Raw genomic sequence first — 23,570 nt, forward strand, 5'->3', positions numbered from 1 at the left:
CGCCGCGCAAGGTCAGGCGCCGGGCAGGCTATAGGTGCCTGCGGGCGCTTCTACGGTGCCGCGGAAACGCCGTCGGATCCGCGCACGCCGTCCTCGGCGTCATCACAGCTTTCCGCGCCACGGCGCGGGATCAACAACCTCGGCGACATCGCCGTGTCCGTTGCGTCATCGGCGCGTAGGTTGTCCGCCCGCCTGCTGCGCCGGGCGGACGCCGGTGCTGTCCACACACGGTTGCCCGGCGGGTGGTTGTGCGCATTCGGCGGTCACCTTGCGGGAACACCGGTCGGCGGCTCGGGGGGATCGCCTGGGTGGGCGCCGCGTGTGATGTACAGGAAAGGACGCCGGACGGGCCAGCCGGCAGGAACGTCCTGGAGTCGCCCGGTGCCGCGAGATGCCGCAGACTCCTGTGTAAGGGTCCGCGTACGGCGTACGGCCGCAGAGAGGATGACCGGCATGCTCGAGGTCCCGCTCTGGCTTTGGGGAGCGTTCGCCGCGACGGTGGTGGTGTCGCTGGCGGTGGATCTGCTGGCCCACCGCACCGCGCATGTCATCGGTTTCAGGGAGGCCGCTGCATGGAGCGGCGTGTGGGTGGGGCTGGCTCTGGTCTTCGCCGCCGTGGTCTTCCTGGTCCTCGGCACGACGGCCGGCACCGAGTACACCACCGCGTGGCTGTTGGAGAAGAGCCTGTCGGTGGACAACCTCTTTGTCTTCGCCGTGATCTTCGCCTATTTCAAGGTGCCCCGTGCCTACCAGCACCGTGTGCTGTTCTTCGGCGTGATGGGCGCGCTGGTCTTCCGCGGGATCTTCCTCTCCCTCGGGGTCGCCGTCGTCAGCCGCTTCACCGCAGTGCTGTTCGCGTTCGCCGCGGTCCTCTTCTACAGCGCCTACAAGCTCCTCAAGGACGAAGAGGACAGCTTCGACCCGGGAAAGAGCTTCGCACTGCGGCTGCTCCGCAGGATCGTCCCGGTTCGGGACGAGTACGCGGGCATGCGGTTCTTCGTCAAGGAAGCGGGAAGGCGCGTGGCCACCCCGCTCCTGGCGGTGGTCGCCGCCATCGAGGCGGCCGACCTGATCTTCGCCGTCGACAGCGTGCCTGCCGTGCTCGCCGTCAGCGACGACGCCTTCATCGTGTACACCAGCAACGCGTTCGCCATCCTGGGGCTGCGTGCCCTGTACTTCATGCTCGCGGGCCTGCTGGACCGTTTCCACTACCTGAACAAGGGCCTCGCGGTCATCCTCGCCTTCATCGGCGTCAAACTCATTTTCCAGGCGTCCCACAAGTTGATCAGCCCCGGCATCCCGGAGATCCCCTCACCGGTCAGCCTCGCGGTCATCGTCGTCGTGCTGGCCGCGTCCATCGTCCTCAGCCTGCGGCGGCCCGTGCCGCCGCATCCTGCGCCCGCCGGGGTTGAAGAGGAGGAACCACAACCTAATATTAAAGAATGAACAAAAAGAAGTATGGAGACGGTGGTGGAAGGGAGCTTGCGTGCCCGATCTGCAAGCATCCCGTAGGTGTGACAGTCCAAAGACGCCGAAAGAGCTTCGGGGTCTTCGTTCCCGTGTGGGGACCGGGTTCTTGCCACAACCCCGATTGCCCCGAGTACCTGGTGAAACCGGAACGCAGTTTCCACCGCCGCTGACGCGGCGGCGTCAGCCCCGAGAAGGCAGGCGGCTCGCTGGACAGCGCGCGGGAATCCTTCGGCGTGCCGGATACATCTTTTCCGAGCGGGAGGCGGTGGAGTGCCACGGTGGTGAGCGAACCAGGTAATCCGCCGGCAGCGGGCGATGCCGGTGGCAGCCCGCCACCGCCGGCTGCGGCCGCTGTCGAGCCCCTCGCCTCGCCGGTCTGTTCGCACAATGAGTGGGACCCGCTGGAGGAAATCATTGTCGGACGACTCGACGGGGCGACGATTCCCTCCAGCCATCCGGTGGTGACGTGCAACATTCCGCCGTGGGCGGCGCGGCTGCAGGGGCTTGCCGCCGGCTTCAGGTACCCGCACAAGCTGATCGAGCAGGCGCAGCAGGAGCTGGACCAGTTCATCGCGCTCCTGCGGTCCCTGGACATCACGGTCAGGCGCCCGGACGCGGTGGAGCACAGGCGACCCTTCGGTACCCCCGACTGGTCGTCGCGAGGGTTCTGCAACACCTGCCCACGTGACAGCTTGCTCGTGATCGGCGACGAGATCATCGAAACTCCGATGGCCTGGCCGTGCCGGTACTTCGAGACCCACTCCTACCGCGAAATCCTCAAGGATTATTTCCGGCGTGGAGCGCGCTGGACGGCAGCCCCCAAACCGCAGCTCACCGACGCATTGTTCGAAGCGGATTTTCGCGCCCCCGGAGAAGGTGAGCCCATGCGCTACATCCTCACCGAGTTCGAGCCGGTCTTCGATGCAGCGGATTTCGTGCGCGCCGGACGCGACCTGTTCGTGACCCGGAGCAACGTCACCAACCGCATGGGCATCGACTGGCTCCGACGCCACCTGGGGCCCGGTTACCGCATCCACGAAATCGAGAGCCGCTGCCGCACACCCATGCACATCGACACGACGTTCGTCCCGCTCGCCCCTGGCAAAGTACTGGTGAACCCCGAACACGTCGACGTGGACCGCCTGCCCGCCATCCTGGACTCCTGGGACGTTCTGACCGCCCCCGAACCCACCCCGATCAGCGAACGCCTGCTCAGGATCACGTCGATGTGCGGAAAGTGGCTCAGCATGAACGTCCTCATGATCGACGCCGAACGAGTGATCGCGGAAAGGCATCACACCGGCATGCTGCACGCACTCGAGCGATGGGGATTCGAGCCGATCCCGTGCGATTTCCTGCACTACGCGCCGTTCGGCGGCTCGTTCCACTGCGCGACACTCGATGTCCGGCGTCGCGGCCCCCTGCCCTCGCATGCCGATTGACCGGCCCACCGCGCATGAACGCCACAGGGCCAGCGTGTACTGACCCGTGAGGTCGGGGACGCGGCTGGCGGGTGGGTGGCCTTTGAGCGCGGTGTGTCCGCGGTGGTGATGGTAGGTGTGCAGTCGTTGGGAGAACGCTTCCGGCGCTCGCTTTCCAACGGGTGGGGGCGGGCGTAGGCCCACTCCTGCAGCGGGGTGCGCTCGAAACCTGACCTGCAAGTACACCGGTCGGCTCACGCTGTGAGCGCGCCGGGGTGAGCCCGCAACCGGCTCCGCACCGCCGACCTCGACTGGCCGGTCCCGGCCCGGCGCGCCACATCCGCCGATCGGAGTCTGTCCGGCCGAGGTTGTCGCGTGCCTGGGCTGCGGCGGCTGTGACCGGTGCGCAGTGCGCGGCGTTCCTGGAGTGGGGGCGCCGGACCTGCCCGCCTGCCGTGGTTCCGGCAATGGGGCATCGCTGCCGGTGGCCCCCGCGGCCGTGGGCGAGGTCGGCGACGGCGGCTGGGTCAGGAACCGCGGGGGCGGCGAGCCGACGGAATCAGTGGCGTAGCCGCAATCGGTCTCGCCAGGAAGGGAGGCGCGCGTCGCTCTCGTCCGCGTCCGGGTCCTGTTGAGAAGGAGCGGGCTCCGTGAAGTAGGCGCTGTCCTTGGGCCGCTGTCGGTCTGCGGCCGGGCGGGGGCGTGGGGCCGGCTCCAGGTGGGGGATGTGCTTGGAGCAATGGACGTAGGCCTCGTCGACGGTGAGGTGGACCCACAAATGGGGCTGGCGACCGGGCGCGGTGTCAGTCGGCAGGTGCGGGTACCACGTGCGTAGTTCGCGGTCGGTGTACAGGCGTACGGTGCCATTGACGTGAAGCCCTATGTGATCATGAGTGAAGTCCATGAACAGCATGCCGAGATGGGGGTTTTCGGTCATGTTCCCCGCACTGGCCAGAACACCGTTGCCCCGGTATTCGGGGTAGACCAGAGTGTGGTCGTCGAGGGAGATGCAGAATCCCGGCAGCCCGGAGCGGAAGCTGCTGTCGCAGGCTCCCCGGGAGTCCGCGGTCGACAGGAACACCATGTTCTGCCGGGATATGAACTCCCGCATGGCGGGCGTCAGGTACGGGTGGACCTGGCGGTCATAGAAGTCGGCTGCTCGGTCGGTGGTGCCGAGCTGCTGCTGCAGCAGTCGTTCACCGAGAGAACCGATCGTCTCGGGGCCGTTCACAGCTCGTCGGTCTCCTCTTCGGACGGGGGCGGCCCCAGGGGGGCAGTCAGGACGGGGACGTCCCAGGGGTCATAGTGGATGTGGTGAGGCGGGACACCGTGCCTTCGCAGGGCGTGCACGGCTTCGCCGAGCATCTGCGGCGGGCCGCACAGGTAAGCCTCGTGCCGGTACCAGGGGCCGAATTCCGCCAGTACCTCGGGCAGCGTGCCCTCCAGGCCCACGATGCGCTCGTTGGACACCGCAGCCCGGACGCGAAGCCAGTGGTAGCGCTGGGACATGCGCAGCATGTCATCGAGCCCGTACAGTTCGTCCGCGGTTCTGGCGCCGATGAACAGACTGACTTCCTGGCCGTTGCCGATGCCCTCCCGGGCCGCCTGTTCGATCAGGGCGCGCATCGGAGCGAGGCCGGTGCCGCCGGCCACGAAGAGCAGGTCCCGCTTGGCGGTCGGACGTAGCACCATGTCGCCCTCCGGCGGGCCCAGCCGGACGGGATCTCCTGGACGGGCGTGGTGGACCAGCGCATTACTGACTGCGCCTCCGGGCACGGCACGGATGTGGAAGGTCAGCTGGGAGTTGGGCCGTGGGGCGTGCGCGGGGGAGTAGTGCCGCCACAGTCTCGGTGCCCAAGGCGTCTCGATGCTCACGTACTGGCCGGCCACGAAGGGATACGGCAGTTGTGGCTGGACGGTGATCTCCGCGATTCCCGAGCCACGGTGCACGTGCTCGACGATGTGCGCGTGCCACACGGCCGGCCGGTGACGCGCGTCCTCCTCGGCGGCGCCGGCCATGACGCTCGCGGCAGCGGTGTAGGCCCGGTGCCATGCCGCCGCCGCCTCCGGGCTCCAGGCCGGCCCAGCGTAGTGAGAGAGCGCCTGCAGCAGGCATTCGCCGACGGCCGGGTAGTGCGCGCTCTGCGTGCCGAACTTCCGGTGGCCGCGCCCCAGACGGGAGCAGAACGCCACGAGGTTGGCGGGATCGTCGACCAGTTCCACGATGCGCAGCAGACCACGCACCAGCCGTTCCCGCTGGACGTCGAGTTCGGCCGGGAACAGGTCCCTGACCTGGGGGTAGCGAGCGAAGAGGATGTCGTAGAAGTACACGGCCAGCTCGGCGACGTGAGGCGCGACAACCGCCAGGCTGGCCCGCACCAATGCGACGTCCTCAGCGCTGACAGGAGGCTGTGCGGTTGCGGTGTGCTGGGCCATCGCGGCGGGGACGGGGCCCGGTGGAGCGGTCTCCCCCATCCGTCTGCCGGCCCCGGCGGCCTGTCTGTGTCCCAGGTGTGCTGCATGGATCTGAACCCGCCCGTCACCGTTGATCCCAGGCGTGCCCCGCCGACGCGCCACTGCCGTCAAGACAGAGCCCTTCGTCCAGTTCGGTGATGCGTGCAAGGCACCTCGGCCCAGTCCGCATTGCCCCGGGACGGACTCGCCCGTCCGGTCCGCTCGCTCGTTTCCGCGGAGAGAGGACGACACCCAGCCCGGATGAGCCACCGAAGTCCCGCGGGGCCACCCCTGAGGCCAGGCGAAGCCGACCGGACCCGGTCCGGATCCTGGACGGGTGCCCCGGGAGACGGCTCGTGGCGTGAATCTTACCAAGGTGCGGCTTGGGTGCGACAAGCGTGGTACCAATGCGCTGGCGAGCGCTGTACATGGAACACACGTACCTTTCTCTCACCACGTCGGCGCGCTCGGCAGGAGCAGGGCGACGTCGTCGTCGGGCGCTGGACCGAAGTTGCTGAAGGATCCTGTACGTGTGCGAACAGATTCTTTACGGACAACCTGGCCGCCTGGGACGGGCAACCGTCAGGCGCCTGTCACCCTAGCGTTATCCTCGCGCTTTCATGAAGCGAGCTGTCCGACAGGCGGTCAGACAGGAGAAAAGCGCCTCTGAGCAGCGAGAACGAGGATTGCCGAAGTCCTTGTTCCCGCCCCTGCGGAGGCGCTTTCCAAGCGGAGCAGCCCACCGGGTCCCACCTGCGTGTCCGTGTCCGGGACCACGGCCGAGCCGTGGTCCCGCAGGCCGGTTCGGTCCTGCTGGTCGAGACGGCCCGCAAGATCGGCCTTGACCGGGCCGTCTCCGCGGCACTCGCCCCCTGGCACAAGCCGCGGGCCGTCCACGATCCGGGCGAGGTCCTCCTGGACCTCGCGCTGGCGGTCGCGCTCGGCCCGGTGCCCATCCGACGCGGCACCCGGGCCGCCAACATGCCCATTATCAGCCACGGAAGGCGAAACGGTGCACCGACTCCTCCGGCGGACCGTCATGCAAGATCGAGGCTGGTGAACCGCGACCGGCAGCACCGGGTCCTCCAAGGACAGGCCCCACGGCCGAGCCCTGCGGACCGTGTCCGCACCCTTGCGTCGCAGCGCGGTCACCAGGTGTGCTGGCTGCCCATCCGCATCGCTCCCTGAAACGTAGGCCACCGGTTCGGCGGATCGGGAGACCGGACGATACCGGCACCGCGAACTCGGCAGCCACGGAGTTTTCGCACCCTGGTCGGCTCCATGACCGGTAATTACGGGACAGCCCCCGGGCAAGCGCTGATTCGGAGCACATGCTCGGCCGAAGGCCGCTTCCGTGCAAGGCAGTCACCGAACCTGGTGCCCGACAGACCGGGTGCCTCAGTCGGGACCGGTCAGGGAGGACTGCACCTGAGGATGGTCGACGAGCCAGTCCTGGAGTTCCCGGTGACGGAACTGGTAGGCCATGCCAGAGATGCGCAGAAGTCCCGTTTGGTAGGCCTGGTGGAGGAAAGTGCCGAGTCTCCAGGGGAGTCGGCCTCTGGGGCAACACAGGAACACCAGATAGCGGCGGCCGGCGCCCCCTTGCAGGTACATGCCCCACGTCAGCCCAACCGCCAGCCCGCCCGTTACGCCGCTCGTCGGCCCGAGTGTTGTCCCGAACGTCAGTCCGCCCGTCAGTGCAGCCCCCAGCATGATCATCAATCCGAATTGGAGATCGTCTCTGACGGGGTGGCGGGGGTCGGTGGGCGGCGCGATGCTGGTACGCGAGGCGGTGTTTGCCGCGGAATCGGTCAGCCCCAGCATCAGTCCGCTCGTTACAGCGCCGGCCAGCCCCAAGGCGAGCGCGCCCGCCAGCCCGAACCTCACCGTGCCCGCCAGCCCGCTCGTCAGTGCACCCGCCAGCCCGAGGTCGGCGGGATCCCGGAGGCAGGCGAGGGTGTCGGGGTGACGTTGCTCGTAGACGGTGACGGCCAGGTTGAGCCGCCACGGGGTGTCCAAGGAGTGGGCCAGGATGCTGTCGGGATCTGTGGCCAGGGTGTTGTAGACGGGTTGCCAGCGCCGGGGATTGGTGGTGCGGGCGGTGAGGTAGGCGTTGGCCTGGTTGTGATCGACGGGGTCGATTTGGACGCGGGCGGCCTCGCGCAGGCGTACGTCCACGGCTGCCAGATCCGTGTACTGCGCGGTGCGGCAGGTCAGGATGACCGGCGCGCTGCTGAGGGCGTTCTGGTAGGCGTTGAGCTGGTCCATGACCCGGGCGGCGCGGCGGCGGCCGACGGGGGTGCCGTCGGGGTCCATCTCGTCCAGGCCGTCCATGACGGGCAGGATCCGATGCTGGTCGACCAGGGCGCGGGCATCGGCGGGGGTGATGCCCCGGGCACGGAAGCGTTCGCTGATTTGCTCGGCGATCCACCAGCGCAGCGGTTGCACGGTGTCCCAGCTGGTGAGTGAGAGACGGACCGGGACTGGATCGGTGTTCGTGCGGGCAGGGTCGGCCAGGACGGCGAGTAGCAGGTGCAGGGCGAGCAGAGTTTTGCCGGCACCGGGTTCGCCGGTGATGACCAGTCGGGTGGGCTGCAACCGCCGGTAGTAGCGCAGTACATCGCTGAGACGACCCTGGGGCTCGGCGCCGGACGCGTTGTTGGCCGGGTCCGGATGGTAACGGAACGCCAGATCGATACGGTGGCCGCCCAGGCCGAGCAGCTGCTGAACTTGGTCCGTCTCGGAAGCGAGGACCGCCGCCGCCAGGACTCTGGCCTTCGCGTCCAGGTCCGAGGCCGCCTCATCGCGGTCGCCGCGGTAGGCGAACCAGGCCAAGACGGTGCCGGGCGCGGTGAGCACTACCCCCATGAGGGTGACGGCCATGGACGCCGCATGGAAGTGTTTGGACAGCCACAGTGCCAGCGTCAGGCTCGTGATCAGCGTCCCAAGAAAGATCAGACCCACGCGGCGCGTACGAGATCTCACCATGGGGGGCATCCTCCCCACACCATGCTGCCCGGTCAGGCACTCACTCCGACTGCCACCGGACCGTGACGATCCGGAGACAAGTCACGTCGATGAAGGAGCCGGTCCTTCAGGAGTCGTCGAGGACTGCCGCGTCATCGGGTGACAGTCGGGGTTCATGCAGCGACTGCTGGGTGAGGGGGCCATGGGGGTTTCGTACTCGACGGGTGTCAATTGGGCCGGACGCGCTGCGCCGCAGGCCTGGTGACACACGGCACCCGGACGAGGTCTTCATCAAAACCCATGGAGAACAGAAGTACCTGTGGCGGGCCGTCGACCAGGACGGCGACGTCCTGGACATCCTCGTGCAGGACCGCCGGGGCAAGGCCGCGGCCAGGTGATTTCCGCGCAGGCTGATGAAGAGGGCCGGTGCGGTGCCGCGAGTGGTCGTCACCGGCAAGCCCGTTCCTACGGCGCGGCCCACCGCGAGGGCATGTCTTCGTCGAGCACCGGCAGTCGAGGTACCGAACAACCGGCGGAGAACAGCCACCAGCCAACGAGGCAGCGTGGACGGGCGATGAAAGGCCGGGCGCTCCGTGGGCGCAGCACAGCGGTCTCCATCCGCGTCCAGTGGAATCTCACCCCACTTCCGGCCCGCCGCCTGGTGCCCGCACCCGAATGTCGAGCCGGGACGACCAGCCGCTTCGCGATCGGGGAGTAGATCAACGGCGTCACCAGCCCGGCCACCGGGCCGTGAGCGCACAGCCGGGACCCGGCTCCACCACGCCCCGGCACACCGTCGGCCCACACACGCCCGACAACGTGACAATGCCGTCCCGCCGCTTCTGTACGGGGCCGGGAGGTGCGGGAAGAAGGTACCGGGCGCGCCGGGGACGGGAGGGACGCGGTCACAGCCACGTGTGGACCACGGCGGCGGCCTCGTCGAAGCCGACGCGTTCGGTCAGCTGCCGTTCCGCGGGGATGTACGAGTGGCGGAACAGGTCGTAGACACCGCTGGAGCCGACCGACAGCAGGTCCTTGACCGGCGCGTTCAGCACCGACTTCACGTACTGTTCGGACACCCCGCCCTGGCTGAAGACGTCGGCGGCGTACAGGGTGCGGACCTTCGCGCCGGCGCGTGCGAAGAACATGGGCGTGCCCGCGATCATGCCCCCGGTGTCGATGCCCGCCACGAGGTCGGCTTCGGACGGCTGGCCGTGCCGCCGTAGCAGATCGGTCCAGCCGTCCCTCAGCCGGGTGGTGTAGACGAGGGAGCCGGGGCCCACCAGGGGCTTGACGCCGGCGTGGAGCAGGACGCTCACGCAGAGCGCCACGGACGGGATGATCTCCTCACGTCGCAGGTGGTCGCAGAGGGCCGCGCGCTCCAGCGGCACCCTGAGATCGCGGAACCGGGCGTCGGCGGGTACGAGGTCCGGTCCCTCGACGTACATCCTGAGCAGTTGCCGCCGGCCGGGGCGCCGGCGCCAGAAGAAGTGCGTGCCCTTGCCGGCGGCCTCGTCCCAGGCGACCGTGATGCCGCGGAAGGCGTCCAGGACCCGGCCGCGGAAGGAGGCGTCGAGGAGCGCGGCGGAGAGGGCGTTGTCCTCCGGGAGCAGGTCGAGCAGGCACTCACGCGTGACGTCCTCCATCGTGGCGTACAGCAGCTCGGGGAGTCGCGGTCGCAGCGCGGGTGAGAACAGCAGCGGCCAGGTCGCCCGTAGGGCGACGGCGAGCTGGTCGCGGTGCCGGTGGGTGTGCGCGTGGTCGAGGCCGTTCAGGGTGGCCTGGTACCCGGTGAGGAACTCCTGCTCGTCGGGGCCGAAACGGCTCCAGCGCTTGAGGGCGCGCAGCCGCTCCACGAAGTCGAACGGCCGCACGGGAGCGTAGTACATCGCGTCCCGGTGTTCCTTGGCGGCGAAGTACGCGACCGTTTCCCCCCGGTACCGGAAGCCGCCGCGCATGTAGTGGTTGCCGGGGGCCACGTTGCTGCACGACAGCGTGATGACGGGGCGCCGGGGGCCCGCTCCGGTCAGGCGGTCCGCGTTCGCGATGATGTTCGTGCCCAGCAGCAGCGGGTGGTTGAGCAACTGGTGGTGGTCGACGATGTTCACGGCCCGCACGTCGGCGGCGGTAACCGGGTTGGCCGGCGCGGCCGGGCCGAACGCCTGGGCCAGGACGCGGCCGACCGCCGCCGCGAACCGTCCCTGCCGCGCGGCGTGCACCGGGTCGACGTGTGCCGGGTGCAGTTCGGCCGCGTACTCGCCCAGGCTCGCCCCGATCTCGAAGTACGGTGCCATGCTCGGCACGTACCGCCGGATCTGCCCGACGATCTCGTCGAGGCTCGCCCGTACCTGCTTCTCGTCCATGTCCGCCTTCGTCATGCGGAGGCACGGGCCCGGGCGGCGGCGACCATCGCCTGACCGACCGAAACGCCCCCGTCGTTCGTGGGGATCCGGCTGTGGGTGTGCACCCGCAGGCCGGCCCCGGTCAGTTCCTGCTCACACCGGATCAGCAAGTGCTGGTTCAGGAAGACGCCGCCGCTGAGGACGACGTCCCGGATCCCGCTGTCCCGGGACAGGCGGAGACACACCTCGACCACCGCGTGCACCACGCTCTCGTGGAAGGTGCGGCTCACCTGTGCCGCGCTCAGTCTACGGTCGCCCACGTCCGCCAGAAGGCCTTCCAGCCACGGTCGGTGGTCGACGACGAGCCGGTCGTCCTCCTCCCGCAGACGCAGCGGCCACGGGGCCGCCGAGCTGTGGTCCCAGGCGATCAGCTGCTCGAGTTCGATGGCTGCCTGGCCCTCGTACCCGACCTCCTCGCAGACGCCGAGCAACGCCGCGTAGGCGTCGAACAGGCGGCCCATGCTGGACGTCTCGGGAGCGTTGATGCCGCGCTCGGTCATCTTCACCAGCACCTCGACCTCGAAGGGGTCGCGACGGCTCAGCAGGTCGAGCCCGAGGTCCGCCATGTCAGCGCCGAAGTGCTGGGCCAGCAGGGCGATCGCGACCCGGGCGGGTTCCCGCACGGCCCTGTCGCCACCGGGCAGCCGGAAACGGGCCAGGTGCCCCCGTCGTTCGAAGCCCCGGTAGTCGCCGATGAGGAACTCGCCTCCCCAGACGGTCCCGTCCAGGCCGTATCCGGTGCCGTCGAAGATGACACCCAGGACGGGTCTGTCCAGCCCGTTGTCCGCCATGCACGATGCCATGTGGGCGTGGTGGTGCTGGACGGCGACGGTGTCCACGGCGCAGGAGCGGGCGTAGCGCGTGCTGTGGAAGTCGGGGTGCAGGTCGTGCGCGACGTACGCCGGCGTGACGCCGAAGATGTCCCGCAGGTGGTCGATGGTGTCCGCGAAGAAGCGCTGGTTGCCCGGTGACTTCAGGTCGCCGATGTGCTGGCTGGGGTACAGGGAGTCGCCACTGCCGAGGCAGACGGTGTTCTTCAGTTCGGCGCCCACCGCGAGCACGGGGGGCAGCGGGAACGGCGCGGGGACGGGGTCGGGGGCGTAGCCCCGGGCCCGGCGGATGAAGGTGACCTTGGGCTCGGTCGTGCTGTGCACGACGCGCGCGATGGAGTCGTCGACGCGCATGTGGACGTCCCTGTCGTGGACGAGGAAGGCGTCGGCGAGGCCCCGCAGCGCGCCCAGTGCCTCCTCCTCGGTACGGGCCATGGGCTCGTCGGGGGCGTTGGCGCTGGTCGCGATGAGGACGGGCGCGACGGCGTCGAGGAGGAGGTGCTGCAGCGGTGTGGCCGGCAGCATGAAGCCGAGGGTCGGCGAGCCGGGGGCGACGTCCGGGGACAGCATCGTGTCCGGACGGGCCCTGAGCAGCACGATGGGGCGTCCGGGCGACTCCAGCAGCCGACGTTCCTCGTCGTTCAGCACGGCGTGGCGGGTGACGGTCGAGGCGTCCCGCGCGAGGAGGGCGAAGGGCTTGGCGCTGCGTTCCTTGCGGGCGCGCAGCTCGGTCACGACGGCCGCCTGGGACGGGTCGGCCATCAGCTGGTAGCCGCCCAGGGCCTTCACCGCGAGGATGCGTCCGTCCCGGAGCATCGCCGCCGCGGCGGTTACGGGATCCTCGCCGGACGCGGTGCCGTCCGGCAGCAGCAGGCGGACCCGTGGTCCGCACGTCCAGCAGGCGTTGGGCTGGGCGTGGAAGCGGCGGTCGGCGGGGTCCTCGTACTCGGCGCGGCACCGGGCGCACATGGTGAACGGAGCCATGGTGGTCCGGGGACGGTCGTAGGGGAGGCCGTGGATGATGCTGTAGCGCGGTCCGCAGTTGGTGCAGTTGATCAGCGGGTAGCGGTGGCGGGGGTCGCCCGGGTCGAACAGTTCCCGGACGCAGTCGCCGCAGACGTGGCTGTCCGGAGTGACCAGGGCTCCCGTGGCGCCGTCCGAGCGACTGTGCCGGATGGTGAAGGAGGCGGTCCAGTCGCCCACCGGTTCCTCGGAGAGCAGCGCGCACGAGTCGATGCGCGCCAGTTCGGGCAGGTGCTCGGGCAGGCTCTCCGTGAACCGTTCCGCCGCCCGCCGCGGCCCCTCGACCAGGATGGTGACGCCGCGGGTGTCGTTGAGCACCCAGCCGCCCAGCATCAGCCGGGTGGCCAGGCGGTACACGTACGGTCGGAAGCCGACTCCCTGTACGAACCCGGTCACCCGGAGGGTCCGGCGCACACCCGCGGCCATCAGCACAGCCTCGGCAACTGGGCGCCGTACAGCAGGTCCACGGGACGGACCCTGCCGTCCGTGCCGGTCATGGCCACGGTCCCCGGCTCTCCGGCGACGACCTCCCCCACGACCGCGGCCCGTGCGCACGGCGGGTGGGACCGCAGTGCCGCCAGTGCCGCGTCCGCGCGGTCCGCCGCCACGACCAGGCAGAGGTTGCCCTCGTTGGCGAGGTACATCACGTCGACGCCGAGCATGTCGGCGGCCATGGCCGTCTCCGGCCGCACCGGCAGGGCCGGTTCGTCCAGGAGGAGGGAGACCGACGACGCCTGGGCGAACTCGTTGACGACCGTTCCGAGACCGCCCCGGGTGATGTCGCGCACGCAGCGCACGCCGTCGCCGCACGCGTCGAGCACGTCGGCGACGACGTGGCTGAGCACCGCGCAGTCGCTGTGCACGCGCTGCTCGAAGCCCAGGCCCTCCCTGAGGGAGAGGATGTGGATGCTGTGGTCTCCGAGGTGGCCGGTGACGATGACGCGGTCGCCCCACCGCAGGTTCCGGCTGGACAGCACGAAGGGACGTTCGAGCAGTCCGACACCGGTGGTGTTCAGGAAGATCCCGTCGGCCTCCCCGCGCCGGACGACCTTCGTGTCGCCGGCGACGATCTTCACGTCCGCAGCCCGGGCGGTGTCCCTGACGGACCGCAGGATGCGGCGGAAGTCGTCGAGGGGGAAGCCTTCCTCCAGGACGACGGCGAGGGTGAGGAACAGCGGCCGGGCACCGCTGACCGCGAGGTCGTTGACCGTGCCGGCGACCGCGATCTTGCCGATGTCGCCGTTGCCGAAGAAGACGGGGTCCACGACGAACGAGTCGGTGGTCATGGCTATCCGGGTCCCGGACAGTTCCAGCAGGGCGCTGTCCTCCATTTGTCCGACGTAGGTGTCGCCGAGGATCGCGGCGATCGTGTCCGTGATGAGTTCCTGACTCATCCCGCCGCCGGCTCCGTGGTCCAGGAGCACCTTCTCTGTCACGCGCGTGGCCTCTCCGCTCGGCGTGGGGATGGGGTCAGGCAGGGGTACCGACGCGCTCCGGCATGGCCTTTTCCAGCAGGGCGTCCCACCACACCCGCATCACCTCGATGGCGTCCAGGGCTCCCCGGCGGACCCGCTCGCGGTCGATGGCCTCGCCCTCGGGGAACTCCTGGCCGCTCTGGTCGAGGTCGACGAAGGCGGCGAGGCCGTCCTTGTGCCCCTGCTCGATGCCGTCGTCGAGGTGGATGTCGTGGAACCGCTTGATGAGGCTGCCCTCGTAGGCGTGGCCGCGGCGCTCGCTGATCTCGCGGCAGATCTCGAAGAAGGTCTCGTGTTCGAAGATCGCCGCGGTCTCGGTCGCGTAGAGGGCGCCGAGGGAGCGGGACGGGTCCGGTGAGCACAGGTCCGCCACGTCGGACAGGAACGCCGTGGTCGCCGGGAACTCCACGCGCCGGTCCATGTCGGTCCCGACGTCGAGCATGCCCTGCTTGTACATCGGGGCGTGGCCGTCCTCCTCGTCCACGTTGCGCTGCAGTTCGGCGGACACCCCGTGTTCGGCGAGCTTCTTGGTGCACTCCACGGCGGTCAGGAGGAGGTCCTTGTTGGCGAAGGAGAACTGGTAGTGCTCCATGACCAGCCATTCCAGGGTTTCCGTGTCGAGGCTGGAAAGACTGTCGAGGATCTTGGTCTTCACCGCGCTGGTGAACGCGTCGTTCACGGCGTCGATCTGGGCTGACAGACGCTCGGACATGCTGCACCTCTGGTGGATTGAGGGAAGGGCACGGGATCGCGCCCCGATGAGCCCGCCGAGTCCGGCAGTTGGGCGCGACAGCACAGAAGTCGTGCGAGCCGAGGCGAGACTAGTCATACGCATGACCGTGCCGCAAGGGTCGGATTGCTCCTGTTCTCCCACGGCACTTCATGCGTTACAGTCGGGCTCGCTCATACGCATGACCAGCAAGCGTCCCGGGCGCCGGCAATGGGCGGGCGCCCCTTCTCCACGGGCGGAAGTGAGCATGTCCCGATACGCGATCCTGACCAATGACCTGCAGCGCGATCTGGTCGACAAGAACCCGCAGCGCAAGGCGAACGTGGAGCGGATGACTCCGCATTTCGTCCGGTTCCTGGCGGAGCTGCGCGAGCTGCACGTGCCGGTCATCCACCTGCAACTCGTCTACGACGTGGGTGACAAGAAGGTCGAACTGCACGACGGTCGGATTCCGGTGCTCCGGGGCACGGAAGGGGCGGAGCTGCTGCCTGAGTTCGTGCACCCCTCCGACGTTGTCATGGAGAAGAAGAAGGACAGTGGCTTCTTTGAGACAAAGTTGCACGAGTTCCTTCAGGAGCACGGCGTCGACACGGTGATCATCACCGGCATGCAGGCCCAGGTGTGCATCCAGACGACCGCCGCCGACGCCCACTTCCGCGGCTACAACGTGGTCGTCCCGTCCGACGGTGTCGTCTCCACCCGGGACGAGGACCGGGCGCGGGCCCTGGAATGGCTCGCCTCCTACTGCGCCGTGATCCTTCCCATGGCCGATGTGGTCACCCGTGTCCGGGAGGGCGCGGGCTTCGACTTCTCCGTGCCCGCCCTGCCGTAGCCGACCGTGTTCCCGAGGGAGTTGACCGCGTGATGGACAGCATCGGCCGCCCCGGCGCACGGATCTGGAACGGACTCGCCCTGCCGGCCGGCGCGGCGGGGAACCCGGACGTGGTGGTGGTGGGCGTGCCCTTCGAGGGCGGTGCGGGAGGTGCGGGTGGCGCGTCCCTGGGGCCGGCGCGCGTGCGCGAGCTGTCGGTGCGGCTGAAGACCACCGACCGCCGCGGCCGGGACGCCTCCCACCTGGACCTGCTCGACCTCGGCGACGTGGAGACCTGGCGTTTCGACCTCCCTCGCAGCATCGAACAGGTGGGCAAGACCTACCGGTCGCTGTTCGACGAGGTGTCCGTCCCCGTGCTGACCTTCGGCGGCGACCACTCGGTGACCTATCCGATCGTCCGTTCCGCAGCGCGCGGGCGCGACCTCGGACTGGTCTGGTTCGACGCCCACCCGGACCTCCTGGACGGCTATCAGGGGTCGCACCTCTCGCACGGGTCCCCGCTGCGCCGGATCATCACGGACGGCGCCGTCGATCCCGCGAACGTACTGCTCGTGGGGACGCGCGCCTATGACCCGGGCGAAGTGGAGTTCATCCGCGAACACGGGATCGGCGAGGTGTCGGCGGCCGCCTTCACGGACGACCCGGCCGCCGCCACCGCGGCGTACCGCCGCCGTCTCGAGGACATCGCCGGTCGGGTCGACGCGTTCTACGTCACGGTGGACATCGACGTCATGGACGCCTCCTGCGTGCCCGGCACCGGTACCCCGGTGGCCGGCGGCATCGGCAGCGGGCAGTTGCTCGGTCTGCTGGAGGCGCTTCCCGAGCCGGTCCTCGCCTACGACGTGGTCGAGTTCGCGCCGGCCCACGACGTCGGCGGTATGACCGGCCATGCGGTCCTGGCCCTCACCACGGCGGTCCTGGCCCGGATCGCGGCCGCCCGCGGCTGACCTGTGTGCGCGCACCGACCCGACATCCGCTCATCCCTTCGCTGAGGAGCCTCGCCTTGGACGTCGTGACGGCCGTCCTGACCCGTCGCAGCATTCACACGCTCCGCGACCCCGCCCCGTCGGACCGGGAGTTCACCTACCTCCTCAAGTGCGCCGCCGCGGCACCTGACCACGGCAGATTGCGTCCCTGGCGCTGGGTGCTGCTGCGGGACGCGGAGCTGGAGGCGCTCGGTGCGCGTCTGGCCGCCGACGCGGAGCCCGGGGAACGGGCCCGCGTCGCACAGGGGGCCAGGCGGGCACCACTGAAGGCGGTGCTCATCTTCTGCCCCCTGACGGACCACAAGGTCCCCGAGTGGGAACAACTGGCCGCGGCCAGCTCCGTCGCGTACGGCTTGATGTTGCTCCTACACGCTCGGGGTTTCGGCAGCATGTGGCGCACCGGACGGCTGTGCCGGAGCCCGGCGGCGCGTGACCTGCTGGGCGTCGGTCCGGCAGAACGGCTGCTGGGCGCTTTGGACATCGGGACGTCCGACTCCTCGGAGCGGCCCGTGCGCCGGAGCGTCGGGGACGTCGCCGACCGCGTGCGGCGCCTGGGCCCGCTCGCGGTGACGGGCCCGGTCGCCTGAGCCGGTGAGCCCGGACCGGTTCGGCCCCGCAGTCCGTGACGCCGTCCGCATCCCGGTCACCCAGCACGGAGGAGAACACCGATCATGCGTTCGCGGACAGGGGATTCACCCGGCGCGGCGGACACCGCGCCGGGTGCGCGGAACGGCCGCGGACGGGCCGGCCGGATGCTGGGCTGGCTCCCGGACTCGCGGGCGGGGAGGGCCTTCCTGCTCGTCGCGTTCGTCGACGCGTTCGGGAAGGGGTTCTTCCTCGCCGGGTCGACCCTCTTCTACACCCAGGTGGTCGGGCTGAGCGCCTCTCAGGTGGGGCTCGGACTGTCCGCGGCGGCACTGCTGGGTGTGTTCTGCGCCATTCCCATCGGCTGGCTCGCCGACCGGATCGGGGACAGCCGTACGCTGATCCTGTTGCAGGTGTGGCGCGGCTGCGGCTTCCTGGTGTACCCGTTCGTGACGGACTTCGGGACGTTCCTCGCGGTCGCCTGCCTGATCGGCACGGTCGAGCAGGCGGTCGGACCGATCATCCAGTCCGTCGCGGGCACGACGGCCGGGGAACGATCGCTGGTGCGGGCCATGGCCGTGATCGCGGCCGTGCGCAACGTGGGGTACACGCTGTCCGCCGTCATCGCCACCGCGGTCATCTCACTGGCCGGCACGCACACCTACGTCAGCTTCGTCCTCGCCAACGCCGCGGCCCTGTTCGGCAGCGCCGCGCTGCTGACCCGCCTGCGGACCGAGGCACGGTCCCCGTCCTCCGCCGGGCGCTCCCGGCCGGGCCTGCCGCTGCTGGTACCGCTGAGGGACCCGCGCTTCCTCCTGCTGTCGCTGGCCAACGGGGTCCTGTACCTGCACGTGCCGATCCTGTCGGTGGCGCTTCCCCTGTGGATCGTCAGCCGCACCGACGCGCCGCGCGGCGTGGTCGGCATCGCCCTGGCGGTGAACACGATACTGGCGGTCGTCCTGCAGGTGCGGCTGAGCAAGGGCGGCGAGAGCGCGACCGGAGCGGGCCGCAAGCAGCGCGCCGCGGGAGTGGCACTGGCCGTGTTCAGCGTGCTCACGGCCGTCACCGCCTCGATGGACGCCCGTGGGGCGGCGGCACTGCTGCTGCTCGCGGCCGTACCGCTCACCCTCGGGGAGCTGTGGCAGTCGGCCGGGGGCTGGGGCATCTCGTACAGCCTCGCGCCCGAGGCGCAGCGCACCTACTACCTGAGTGTCTACCAGCTCGGCGCCACGGTCCTCACCGTGGCCGGCCCGGCAGTGCTGTCCACCCTCGTCGTGGGCACGGGCGCGGCGGGCTGGTTCGCCCTCGCCGTCGTCTTCCTGCTGGTCGGCCTGTCCGTCCCCTTCCTCGCCCGCGCACCCGAGCGGGGAACGGACGGCGACCTCGCGTCCGCCGACTGACTGCCGCCCCGGTCCCGCCCCTCCTTCCACGAAGGGAATCCTCGTGCACGACACCACGGTGTACCGCGGTACCTCACCCGGACGGCGTCCGTGTCCCCGGTCCGGCCACGGCCGTGTCCGCGCACGCCGGCGCGGTGGGCCGCACCGGCCGCCCCTGGTGTGAGGGCGCCATGACACTTCCGCACGGCTGCCCCGACGACGAGCCGGAGTGGGCGCCGACCGCGCTGGCGGTCTTCGACATGGACGGCACCCTGCTGCCGGGCACCACGGCCTGCCGGCAGATCGCGCTCGTGGCCGAGGACCCGCTCGTGGTGGAACGCCTGGAGGGCGACTACCGCGACGGCCTCATCGACAGCACCGAGTTCGCCCGCCGCGCCCTGGCCTCGTGGGCACACGCCGGCCCCGGCCTGTACCGGCGGGCGTTCGACGCCTGCCCCAAGATCGGCGGAGTGGAGCGGACCCTCGCCTGGCTACGGGCCCGCTCGGTCGTCACGTGCCTGATCACCATGGCCCCCCGCCCGTTCGCGGAGTGCTTCACCGGCTTCGACCACGTGTTCGCCTCCTCGTACCCGGACGACATCCTCAATCCCGAGGACAAGCCGGAGGTGGTGCGCCGGCTGCAGCGACGGCTCGGGATCGACGGGATGCGGACGATCGCCTTCGGCGACTCCGACTCCGACATCCCGCTCTTCCGCGCCCTGACGCGGACCGTGGCGGTCAACGCCACCCCGAACCTGGCGGCCATGGCGGCCCGCCGCTACGACGGCGACGACCTCTGGGAGGCGTTGCGCACCCTGTACGCCCTGCGGGAGCGGCAGCCGTGACGCCCGCCCGCGTCATCGTCGGCGTCTGCCGCGCCTTCGAAGCCGACTTCCCCGGTCAGGCGCGCATCGTCGCGGGGGCCCTGCACCGGGCCGGCTGGGAGGTGGCAGTCCACCGTGACCTCGAGAGCCGGTTCCCGGACGGGGAGCTGCGGGTGGACCTGCCGGACGATCCCGCCGGCCGGACCGTGCTGCTCTGCCAGTCCACGACCGGCGACCACGGCCTCTCCGACCTGTCGCTCATGAGCCTGCTGGCGACCGCCCGGTGCTACCGGGAGCACGGCGCGGGCCGGGTCGTCGCCCTGCTGCCGCACCTGGCGTACGCCCGGCACGACCGGCACGTGCCGGGCCAGCGCAGGCCCGTCATGGCCGGCCTGCTCGCCGACCTCGCGACCGCCGCGGGACTCGGGGACATCGTGACCCTCGGGTCGGGCGCGCAGGACCTCGTGCGCGACCTGTTCGCCGGGGGCCGCACCCGGCTGACGTTCCTGCCCGTGCGCGACCTCCACCTGGGCATGCTCCGTGGCCTGGCCGGTCCGCGGACCGTCCTCGTCGCCCCCGACCGGGGCGCCGCCGCGCACGCCGGGGCGCTCGCCGCGGCACTGGGCCGCCCCGTATTGGTGGCCGACAAGCACCGCACCGGACCCGAACACGTGGACGTCGCCCTCCGGCTGGCACACGACGCCGACGAGGTGCGGCCAGCCGGCGGTGAGCGGGCCGGTCACGGTCCGTACGGGTCGGCCGGGACCGGGCCGGTGGAGTCCCGGACCACCAGCCGCGCCGGCAGTTCGACGGGAGCGACGCTGTTGCCGTTGCGCAGCTCGATGAACATCTCCATGCCGCGGCGGCCGAGGTCGCCGAGCGGAAGCCGCACCGTGGTCAGGGAGGGCACGACCAGGGGCGCGAAGGGCAGGTCGTCGAAGCCGACCACGGACAGGTCCCGGCCGACGGCGAGTCCCGCGGTCCGGGCCGCGACGTAGACCCCCATGGCCATGGTGTCGTCGTCGCAGATGACGGCGGTCGGCCGCCCGGGGGACGACAGCACGGCCGTCATGCGGTCCTTGACCTCCCCCAGGAGGAGGGGGGAGACGACACGCGTCCCCTCCACCCCGGGGTGGCCGAGCACGCACTGGTCGAAGGCCCTGGCGCGCTGGGCGAACGTCCAGGCGGGGCGTTCCGCCCGCAGGTGCGCGATGCGGCGGTGGCCCAGGGAGACCAGGTGGGCCAGGGCGTCCGCCATGCCCTGGCCGACGTCCATGCAGACGGTCGGTGCCCGCGGGACCGAGGCGTCGTCGAGGACGACCAGCGGAAGTCCCCTGGACAGATCGGCGACGGCATCGGCGGGCATCGAACAGGCGATGACTCCGTCGATCGCCTGTTTCGGAGCGGGAAAGGGCCCGTACCCGTCCTCCGCCGCCAAGGGGAAGACCACGACGCCCATGCCGCTCGCCGTGCCGACCGTGGCTATTCCGGTGTACACGTCTGCGAAGGCGGAATTGCCCAGTGTCGGAGTGACCAGGAGGACAGTTCCGGTGGCGCCGAGGCGCAGGCTGCGGGCGGCCTGGTTGACCCGGTACCCGAGGGTTTCGGCGGCGAGCGTCACGCGCCGGGCGGTTTCCTCGCGGATCCTGCCCTCCCACTTGCCGTTCAGGACGAGCGAAACCGTCGACTGCGACACCTGCGCCATGCGCGCCACGTCGTTGGCCGTGGCGGCACGGGACGGCGAACGGTATGCACTCATCCTGGTACCGACCCCTTGCGGTGACTGGGCCCCCGGCGCCGGAGCACGAGTGGTCGCAGCGAGGCGGAGCGCTCGGACATTTCACACCAGTGCTGCTGAACCATTTCCAATGACACGGGTGCCTGGAGGCGCGGAGGACGAATGCGTTCCAGGCGCGCCCCGCCGGTTCGCACGTCACCGGCGAAGAACGCGTCGATGATCCCTCCCGTCACAATGGCGCGTCAAGTCTCGGCTTTCGTGCACCGGGTACGGCCGGAGTTCCGCTCCGGACGCCAACGGAGGTAATGCACCGGTATTCCTACGACTCGGTGGGAAACGCGGCGACGACGCTCGCGCCGGGGAAATGGCGCGCACCGGAAACGGCGACGAAGACCCGGGGCGGGGAAGGTACCGGGTCCCGCCCGCCCGGTCCGGCGGGGGCGCCCGGTCCGGGGGAGGGCGCGCAGGCGGGCGGCCAGGTGGGGGCGGCGCCCTCCATCAGGGTGCCGGCGACGGCCTCCAGTGTGCGGGCGGTCCAGGGCCCCGGGTGTGTGCCCTGGGCCAGGGGCACTCCGTTCAAGGTGACCACCACCGCCGCCGCCAACGTCAATGACGTCACCCGGACCCTGGCCCTGGTCGACGGCATCCCGCCCGTGGCCGGCAACCCCGGCAACCCCGGCAACCCCGGCAACCCTGGCAACCCTGGCAATCCCGGCAGGCCGCGATGCCGGCCCGACGCCGTGCCCGGCGACGAGAGGTACGGCTCCAGCTCCAACCGCCGTGGACTGCGCAAACGCCGGATCCTGCCGGTGATCTCCCGCAAAGGCGCCCCGGACATCCGGGGCCCGGGCAAGCTCCGCTACGGCGTCGGGCAGGCCTTCTCGCTCCTCCTTCGTCGTGGTCACGTGCACCTTGGCCGGAGCACAGGATCAGACGAAGGCCGCTCCCATGTCCGGCGAACCCCCAGGTGGGCGACCCAGTACGAGACACCGTTCGAGGCCGAAAGGAGAAGAACAAGCTCAGCAGTCGGCCGGCGCGACGGCGTCGATCCGGCTCAGGAGCGCCTGCCGGGACGCGTGAGGCAGGAAGGAGGCGCGGACGCTGTTACGGGCCAGTTCTGTCAACGTTCCCCGGTCGAGGCCCACACCCTCGGCGGTCGCCGTGTACGTGTCGGCCAGGCCGCTCCCGAAGTACGCGGGATCGTCCGAGTGGAGCGAGACGTTGAGCCCGGCCGCCAGCATCCTCGGCAACGGGTGCTCGGACAAAGACGGGACCGTCCGCAGGCGCACGTTGGAGATCGGGCACACGGTCAGCGGAGTTCCGGCAGCTGCGACCTCGCGCACCAGATCCTCGTCGTCGAGGATCGTGATGCCATGGTCGACACGGTCCACGCCCAGCAGTTCGACGGCCTGGCGCACGTAGTCGGCCGGGCCCTCCTCGCCGGCGTGAACACAGGTCTTGAACCCCTGCCGTCGCAGTTCGGCGAAATACCGGACGAACTTCTCCGGCGGGTTGCCCACCTCCGCCCCTCCCATGCCGAAGCCGGCAATCCGGTCCGCCCAGGGCCCGACGCTGTCCAGCAGGGCGAAGGCGTCGTCGTCTGTGCGGTGCCGGTGGGCACTGACCAGGAGCGACGCGCTGATCCCGGTCCGCGCGCCGGCGTCCGCGACCGCGTCCAGGATGCCCTCGAGCTGGACACCGACCGGGATACCGCGTTCGATGAAGGTCTGCGGACCGAAGAAGAGCTCGGCGTGCGCGACCCCGTCCTGGTGAGCACGGTCGAGGTAGGCGGTGGTCAACTCGTAGAAGTCTCGCTGATCGCACAGCACCTGGCAGCCAGCGAAGTACAGGTCGAGGAAGGACCCGAGGTCGCGGAACCGGTACGCCTCCCGCAGCTGCTCCGCCGTCTCCCACGGCACCGCAACCTCGTTGCGCCGGGCGAGTTCCAACAGGAAGTCGGGCTCCAGACACCCTTCGAGGTGGACATGGAGTTCAGCTTTCGGCAGGCCCCGGCAGAACTGCCACAACGGCATACGCTGAGATTCGATGTCCCTGGTCCTGTTCACTCGGGTCGCCGGTCCCGCAGGAGAACGGCGGCGCTACCCCACCTGGAAGATGGTAACCACCACGCTCCGCGGATATGGGAGTCGGGCTTCCCCGCGCCGCACCCGACCCCGACGGCACACCGCCGGGCCACCGCGTGGCTGGAGCTGGCCCTGACCGCCATCGACCTACTCGCCTGGACCCAGACCCTTCTCCCGGACGCCGAGTTGGCCACCGCCGAGCCGAAGAAACTCCGCTACCGACTCCTCCACGCAGCAGCCCGCCTCACCCGCGGAGGCCGCCGCCTCCACCTGCGGATCTCCGCCACCCGGCCCTGGCGCCACGAACCGACCAGGGCCTTCACCCGCCTCGCGGCCCTACCCCGACCAGCCACCTGACAGACGCCACCGC

General features: G+C 70.2%; 17 protein-coding genes and 5 pseudogenes. 11 read left to right on the forward strand and 11 right to left on the reverse strand.

Going from position 1 to position 23,570, the window contains the following annotated elements:
• The first annotated feature begins 453 nt into the window (after nucleotides 1-453).
• Both QQY24_RS30380 and QQY24_RS30390 read left to right on the forward strand, forming a co-directional pair.
• A complete protein-coding gene (locus QQY24_RS30380; protein WP_301975898.1) occupies nucleotides 454-1,446 on the forward strand; it encodes a TerC family protein in 993 nt (330 codons plus the stop codon).
• A 425-nt stretch (nucleotides 1,447-1,871) separates the two neighbouring features.
• The gene (locus QQY24_RS30390) at nucleotides 1,872-2,912 is read left to right on the forward strand and encodes an amidinotransferase (RefSeq protein WP_301976400.1); all 1,041 of its coding nucleotides are present in this window, start codon (nucleotides 1,872-1,874) and stop codon (nucleotides 2,910-2,912) included.
• A 33-nt stretch (nucleotides 2,913-2,945) separates the two neighbouring features.
• Here QQY24_RS30390 and QQY24_RS30395 read toward each other — a convergent pair.
• From QQY24_RS30395 to QQY24_RS30405, 3 genes and pseudogenes are all read right to left on the reverse strand, one after another.
• Nucleotides 2,946-3,097: pseudogene (locus QQY24_RS30395) on the reverse strand (IS481 family transposase); the annotation flags it as partial.
• Nucleotides 3,098-3,450: 353 nt separating this feature from the next.
• Complete coding sequence (locus tag QQY24_RS30400) at nucleotides 3,451-4,122, reverse strand: pyridoxamine 5'-phosphate oxidase family protein (RefSeq protein ID WP_301975900.1); 672 nt, start codon at nucleotides 4,120-4,122, stop codon at nucleotides 3,451-3,453.
• Nucleotides 4,119-5,270 (reverse strand): globin domain-containing protein, encoded by a 1,152-nt coding sequence (locus tag QQY24_RS30405; RefSeq protein ID WP_301975901.1) that lies wholly within the window; start codon nucleotides 5,268-5,270, stop codon nucleotides 4,119-4,121. Before QQY24_RS30405 ends, QQY24_RS30400 begins: the two co-directional genes overlap by 4 nt.
• A gap of 828 nt (nucleotides 5,271-6,098) precedes the next feature.
• On the opposite strand from QQY24_RS30405, the pseudogene QQY24_RS30410 reads away from it, so the two are divergent.
• Nucleotides 6,099-6,416 (forward strand): annotated as a pseudogene (locus QQY24_RS30410) (transposase); the annotation flags it as partial.
• Nucleotides 6,417-6,743: 327 nt separating this feature from the next.
• On the opposite strand, the gene QQY24_RS30415 reads toward QQY24_RS30410, so the two are convergent.
• On the reverse strand, nucleotides 6,744-8,309 hold the full coding sequence (locus QQY24_RS30415; RefSeq protein ID WP_301975902.1) for an NACHT domain-containing NTPase: 1,566 nt from the start codon (nucleotides 8,307-8,309) through the stop codon (nucleotides 6,744-6,746).
• A gap of 245 nt (nucleotides 8,310-8,554) precedes the next feature.
• On the opposite strand from QQY24_RS30415, the pseudogene QQY24_RS30420 reads away from it, so the two are divergent.
• A pseudogene (locus tag QQY24_RS30420) lies at nucleotides 8,555-9,030 on the forward strand (DDE-type integrase/transposase/recombinase); the annotation flags it as partial.
• 187 nt (nucleotides 9,031-9,217) lie between these two features.
• On the opposite strand, the gene QQY24_RS30425 reads toward QQY24_RS30420, so the two are convergent.
• From QQY24_RS30425 to QQY24_RS30440, 4 genes are read right to left on the reverse strand one after another with little or no spacing between them, the layout of a single operon-like run.
• Nucleotides 9,218-10,690, reverse strand: coding sequence for a hypothetical protein (locus QQY24_RS30425; RefSeq protein ID WP_301975903.1), 1,473 nt, complete (start codon nucleotides 10,688-10,690; stop codon nucleotides 9,218-9,220).
• A complete protein-coding gene (hypF, locus tag QQY24_RS30430; RefSeq protein WP_301975904.1) occupies nucleotides 10,687-12,993 on the reverse strand; it encodes a carbamoyltransferase HypF in 2,307 nt (768 codons plus the stop codon). The genes QQY24_RS30425 and hypF overlap by 4 nt, the downstream gene beginning before the upstream one ends.
• The gene (gene hypE, locus QQY24_RS30435; protein WP_301975905.1) at nucleotides 12,993-14,003 is read right to left on the reverse strand and encodes a hydrogenase expression/formation protein HypE; all 1,011 of its coding nucleotides are present in this window, start codon (nucleotides 14,001-14,003) and stop codon (nucleotides 12,993-12,995) included. Before hypE ends, hypF begins: the two co-directional genes overlap by 1 nt.
• Before the next feature lie 34 nt (nucleotides 14,004-14,037).
• The gene (locus tag QQY24_RS30440; protein ID WP_301975906.1) at nucleotides 14,038-14,754 is read right to left on the reverse strand and encodes a hypothetical protein; all 717 of its coding nucleotides are present in this window, start codon (nucleotides 14,752-14,754) and stop codon (nucleotides 14,038-14,040) included.
• Nucleotides 14,755-15,019: 265 nt separating this feature from the next.
• Here QQY24_RS30440 and QQY24_RS30445 point away from each other — a divergent pair, with 265 nt between their 5' ends.
• The 6 genes and pseudogenes from QQY24_RS30445 to QQY24_RS30470 all read left to right on the forward strand — a co-directional run.
• Nucleotides 15,020-15,604, forward strand: coding sequence for an isochorismatase family cysteine hydrolase (locus tag QQY24_RS30445; RefSeq protein WP_301975907.1), 585 nt, complete (start codon nucleotides 15,020-15,022; stop codon nucleotides 15,602-15,604).
• Nucleotides 15,605-15,636: 32 nt separating this feature from the next.
• The gene (locus tag QQY24_RS30450) at nucleotides 15,637-16,551 is read left to right on the forward strand and encodes an arginase family protein (protein WP_301976401.1); all 915 of its coding nucleotides are present in this window, start codon (nucleotides 15,637-15,639) and stop codon (nucleotides 16,549-16,551) included.
• A 65-nt stretch (nucleotides 16,552-16,616) separates the two neighbouring features.
• Nucleotides 16,617-17,177, forward strand: coding sequence for a nitroreductase family protein (locus QQY24_RS30455; protein WP_301976402.1), 561 nt, complete (start codon nucleotides 16,617-16,619; stop codon nucleotides 17,175-17,177).
• Nucleotides 17,178-17,261: 84 nt separating this feature from the next.
• Nucleotides 17,262-18,575 carry an MFS transporter gene (locus tag QQY24_RS30460; protein WP_301975908.1) on the forward strand — a complete coding sequence of 438 codons (1,314 nt, stop codon included), beginning with the start codon at nucleotides 17,262-17,264 and terminating at the stop codon, nucleotides 18,573-18,575.
• Between the two features lie 170 nt (nucleotides 18,576-18,745).
• On the forward strand, nucleotides 18,746-19,399 hold the full coding sequence (locus QQY24_RS30465; RefSeq protein ID WP_301975909.1) for an HAD family phosphatase: 654 nt from the start codon (nucleotides 18,746-18,748) through the stop codon (nucleotides 19,397-19,399).
• 101 nt (nucleotides 19,400-19,500) lie between these two features.
• Nucleotides 19,501-19,788 (forward strand): annotated as a pseudogene (locus QQY24_RS30470) (ribose-phosphate pyrophosphokinase-like domain-containing protein); the annotation flags it as partial.
• Nucleotides 19,789-20,117: 329 nt separating this feature from the next.
• Here the strand turns inward: QQY24_RS30470 and QQY24_RS30475 are convergent.
• The 3 genes from QQY24_RS30475 to QQY24_RS30485 all read right to left on the reverse strand — a co-directional run bounded on the left by QQY24_RS30475 (nucleotide 20,118) and on the right by QQY24_RS30485 (nucleotide 23,149).
• A complete protein-coding gene (locus QQY24_RS30475; RefSeq protein WP_301975910.1) occupies nucleotides 20,118-21,137 on the reverse strand; it encodes a LacI family DNA-binding transcriptional regulator in 1,020 nt (339 codons plus the stop codon).
• A 298-nt stretch (nucleotides 21,138-21,435) separates the two neighbouring features.
• A complete protein-coding gene (locus QQY24_RS30480; RefSeq protein ID WP_301975911.1) occupies nucleotides 21,436-21,696 on the reverse strand; it encodes a hypothetical protein in 261 nt (86 codons plus the stop codon).
• Nucleotides 21,697-22,135: 439 nt separating this feature from the next.
• Nucleotides 22,136-23,149: an adenosine deaminase gene (locus tag QQY24_RS30485; protein WP_301975912.1), complete on the reverse strand. Its 1,014-nt coding sequence runs from the start codon at nucleotides 23,147-23,149 to the stop codon at nucleotides 22,136-22,138.
• Between the two features lie 165 nt (nucleotides 23,150-23,314).
• Between QQY24_RS30485 and QQY24_RS30490 the strand changes: the two are divergent.
• Nucleotides 23,315-23,557 (forward strand): annotated as a pseudogene (locus QQY24_RS30490) (transposase); the annotation flags it as partial.
• Nucleotides 23,558-23,570 lie beyond the last annotated feature (13 nt).

It is taken from the genome of Streptomyces sp. TG1A-8, from assembly GCF_030499535.1.
GTDB lineage: Bacteria > Actinomycetota > Actinomycetes > Streptomycetales > Streptomycetaceae > Streptomyces.

Bases quoted from the DNA above. Each gene is read 5' to 3' on its own strand.
- QQY24_RS30380 (WP_301975898.1), top strand. From the start codon at position 454: ATGCTCGAGGTCCCGCTCTGGCTTTGGGGAGCGTTCGCCGCGACGGTG.
- hypF (WP_301975904.1), bottom strand. From the start codon at position 12,993: ATGGCCGCGGGTGTGCGCCGGACCCTCCGGGTGACCGGGTTCGTACAG.
- QQY24_RS30475 (WP_301975910.1), bottom strand. From the start codon at position 21,137: ATGAGTGCATACCGTTCGCCGTCCCGTGCCGCCACGGCCAACGACGTG.
- QQY24_RS30425 (WP_301975903.1), bottom strand. From the start codon at position 10,690: ATGACGAAGGCGGACATGGACGAGAAGCAGGTACGGGCGAGCCTCGAC.
- QQY24_RS30485 (WP_301975912.1), bottom strand. From the start codon at position 23,149: ATGCCGTTGTGGCAGTTCTGCCGGGGCCTGCCGAAAGCTGAACTCCAT.
- QQY24_RS30460 (WP_301975908.1), top strand. From the start codon at position 17,262: ATGCGTTCGCGGACAGGGGATTCACCCGGCGCGGCGGACACCGCGCCG.
- QQY24_RS30445 (WP_301975907.1), top strand. From the start codon at position 15,020: ATGTCCCGATACGCGATCCTGACCAATGACCTGCAGCGCGATCTGGTC.
- QQY24_RS30465 (WP_301975909.1), top strand. From the start codon at position 18,746: ATGACACTTCCGCACGGCTGCCCCGACGACGAGCCGGAGTGGGCGCCG.
- QQY24_RS30450 (WP_301976401.1), top strand. From the start codon at position 15,637: ATGGACAGCATCGGCCGCCCCGGCGCACGGATCTGGAACGGACTCGCC.
- QQY24_RS30440 (WP_301975906.1), bottom strand. From the start codon at position 14,754: ATGTCCGAGCGTCTGTCAGCCCAGATCGACGCCGTGAACGACGCGTTC.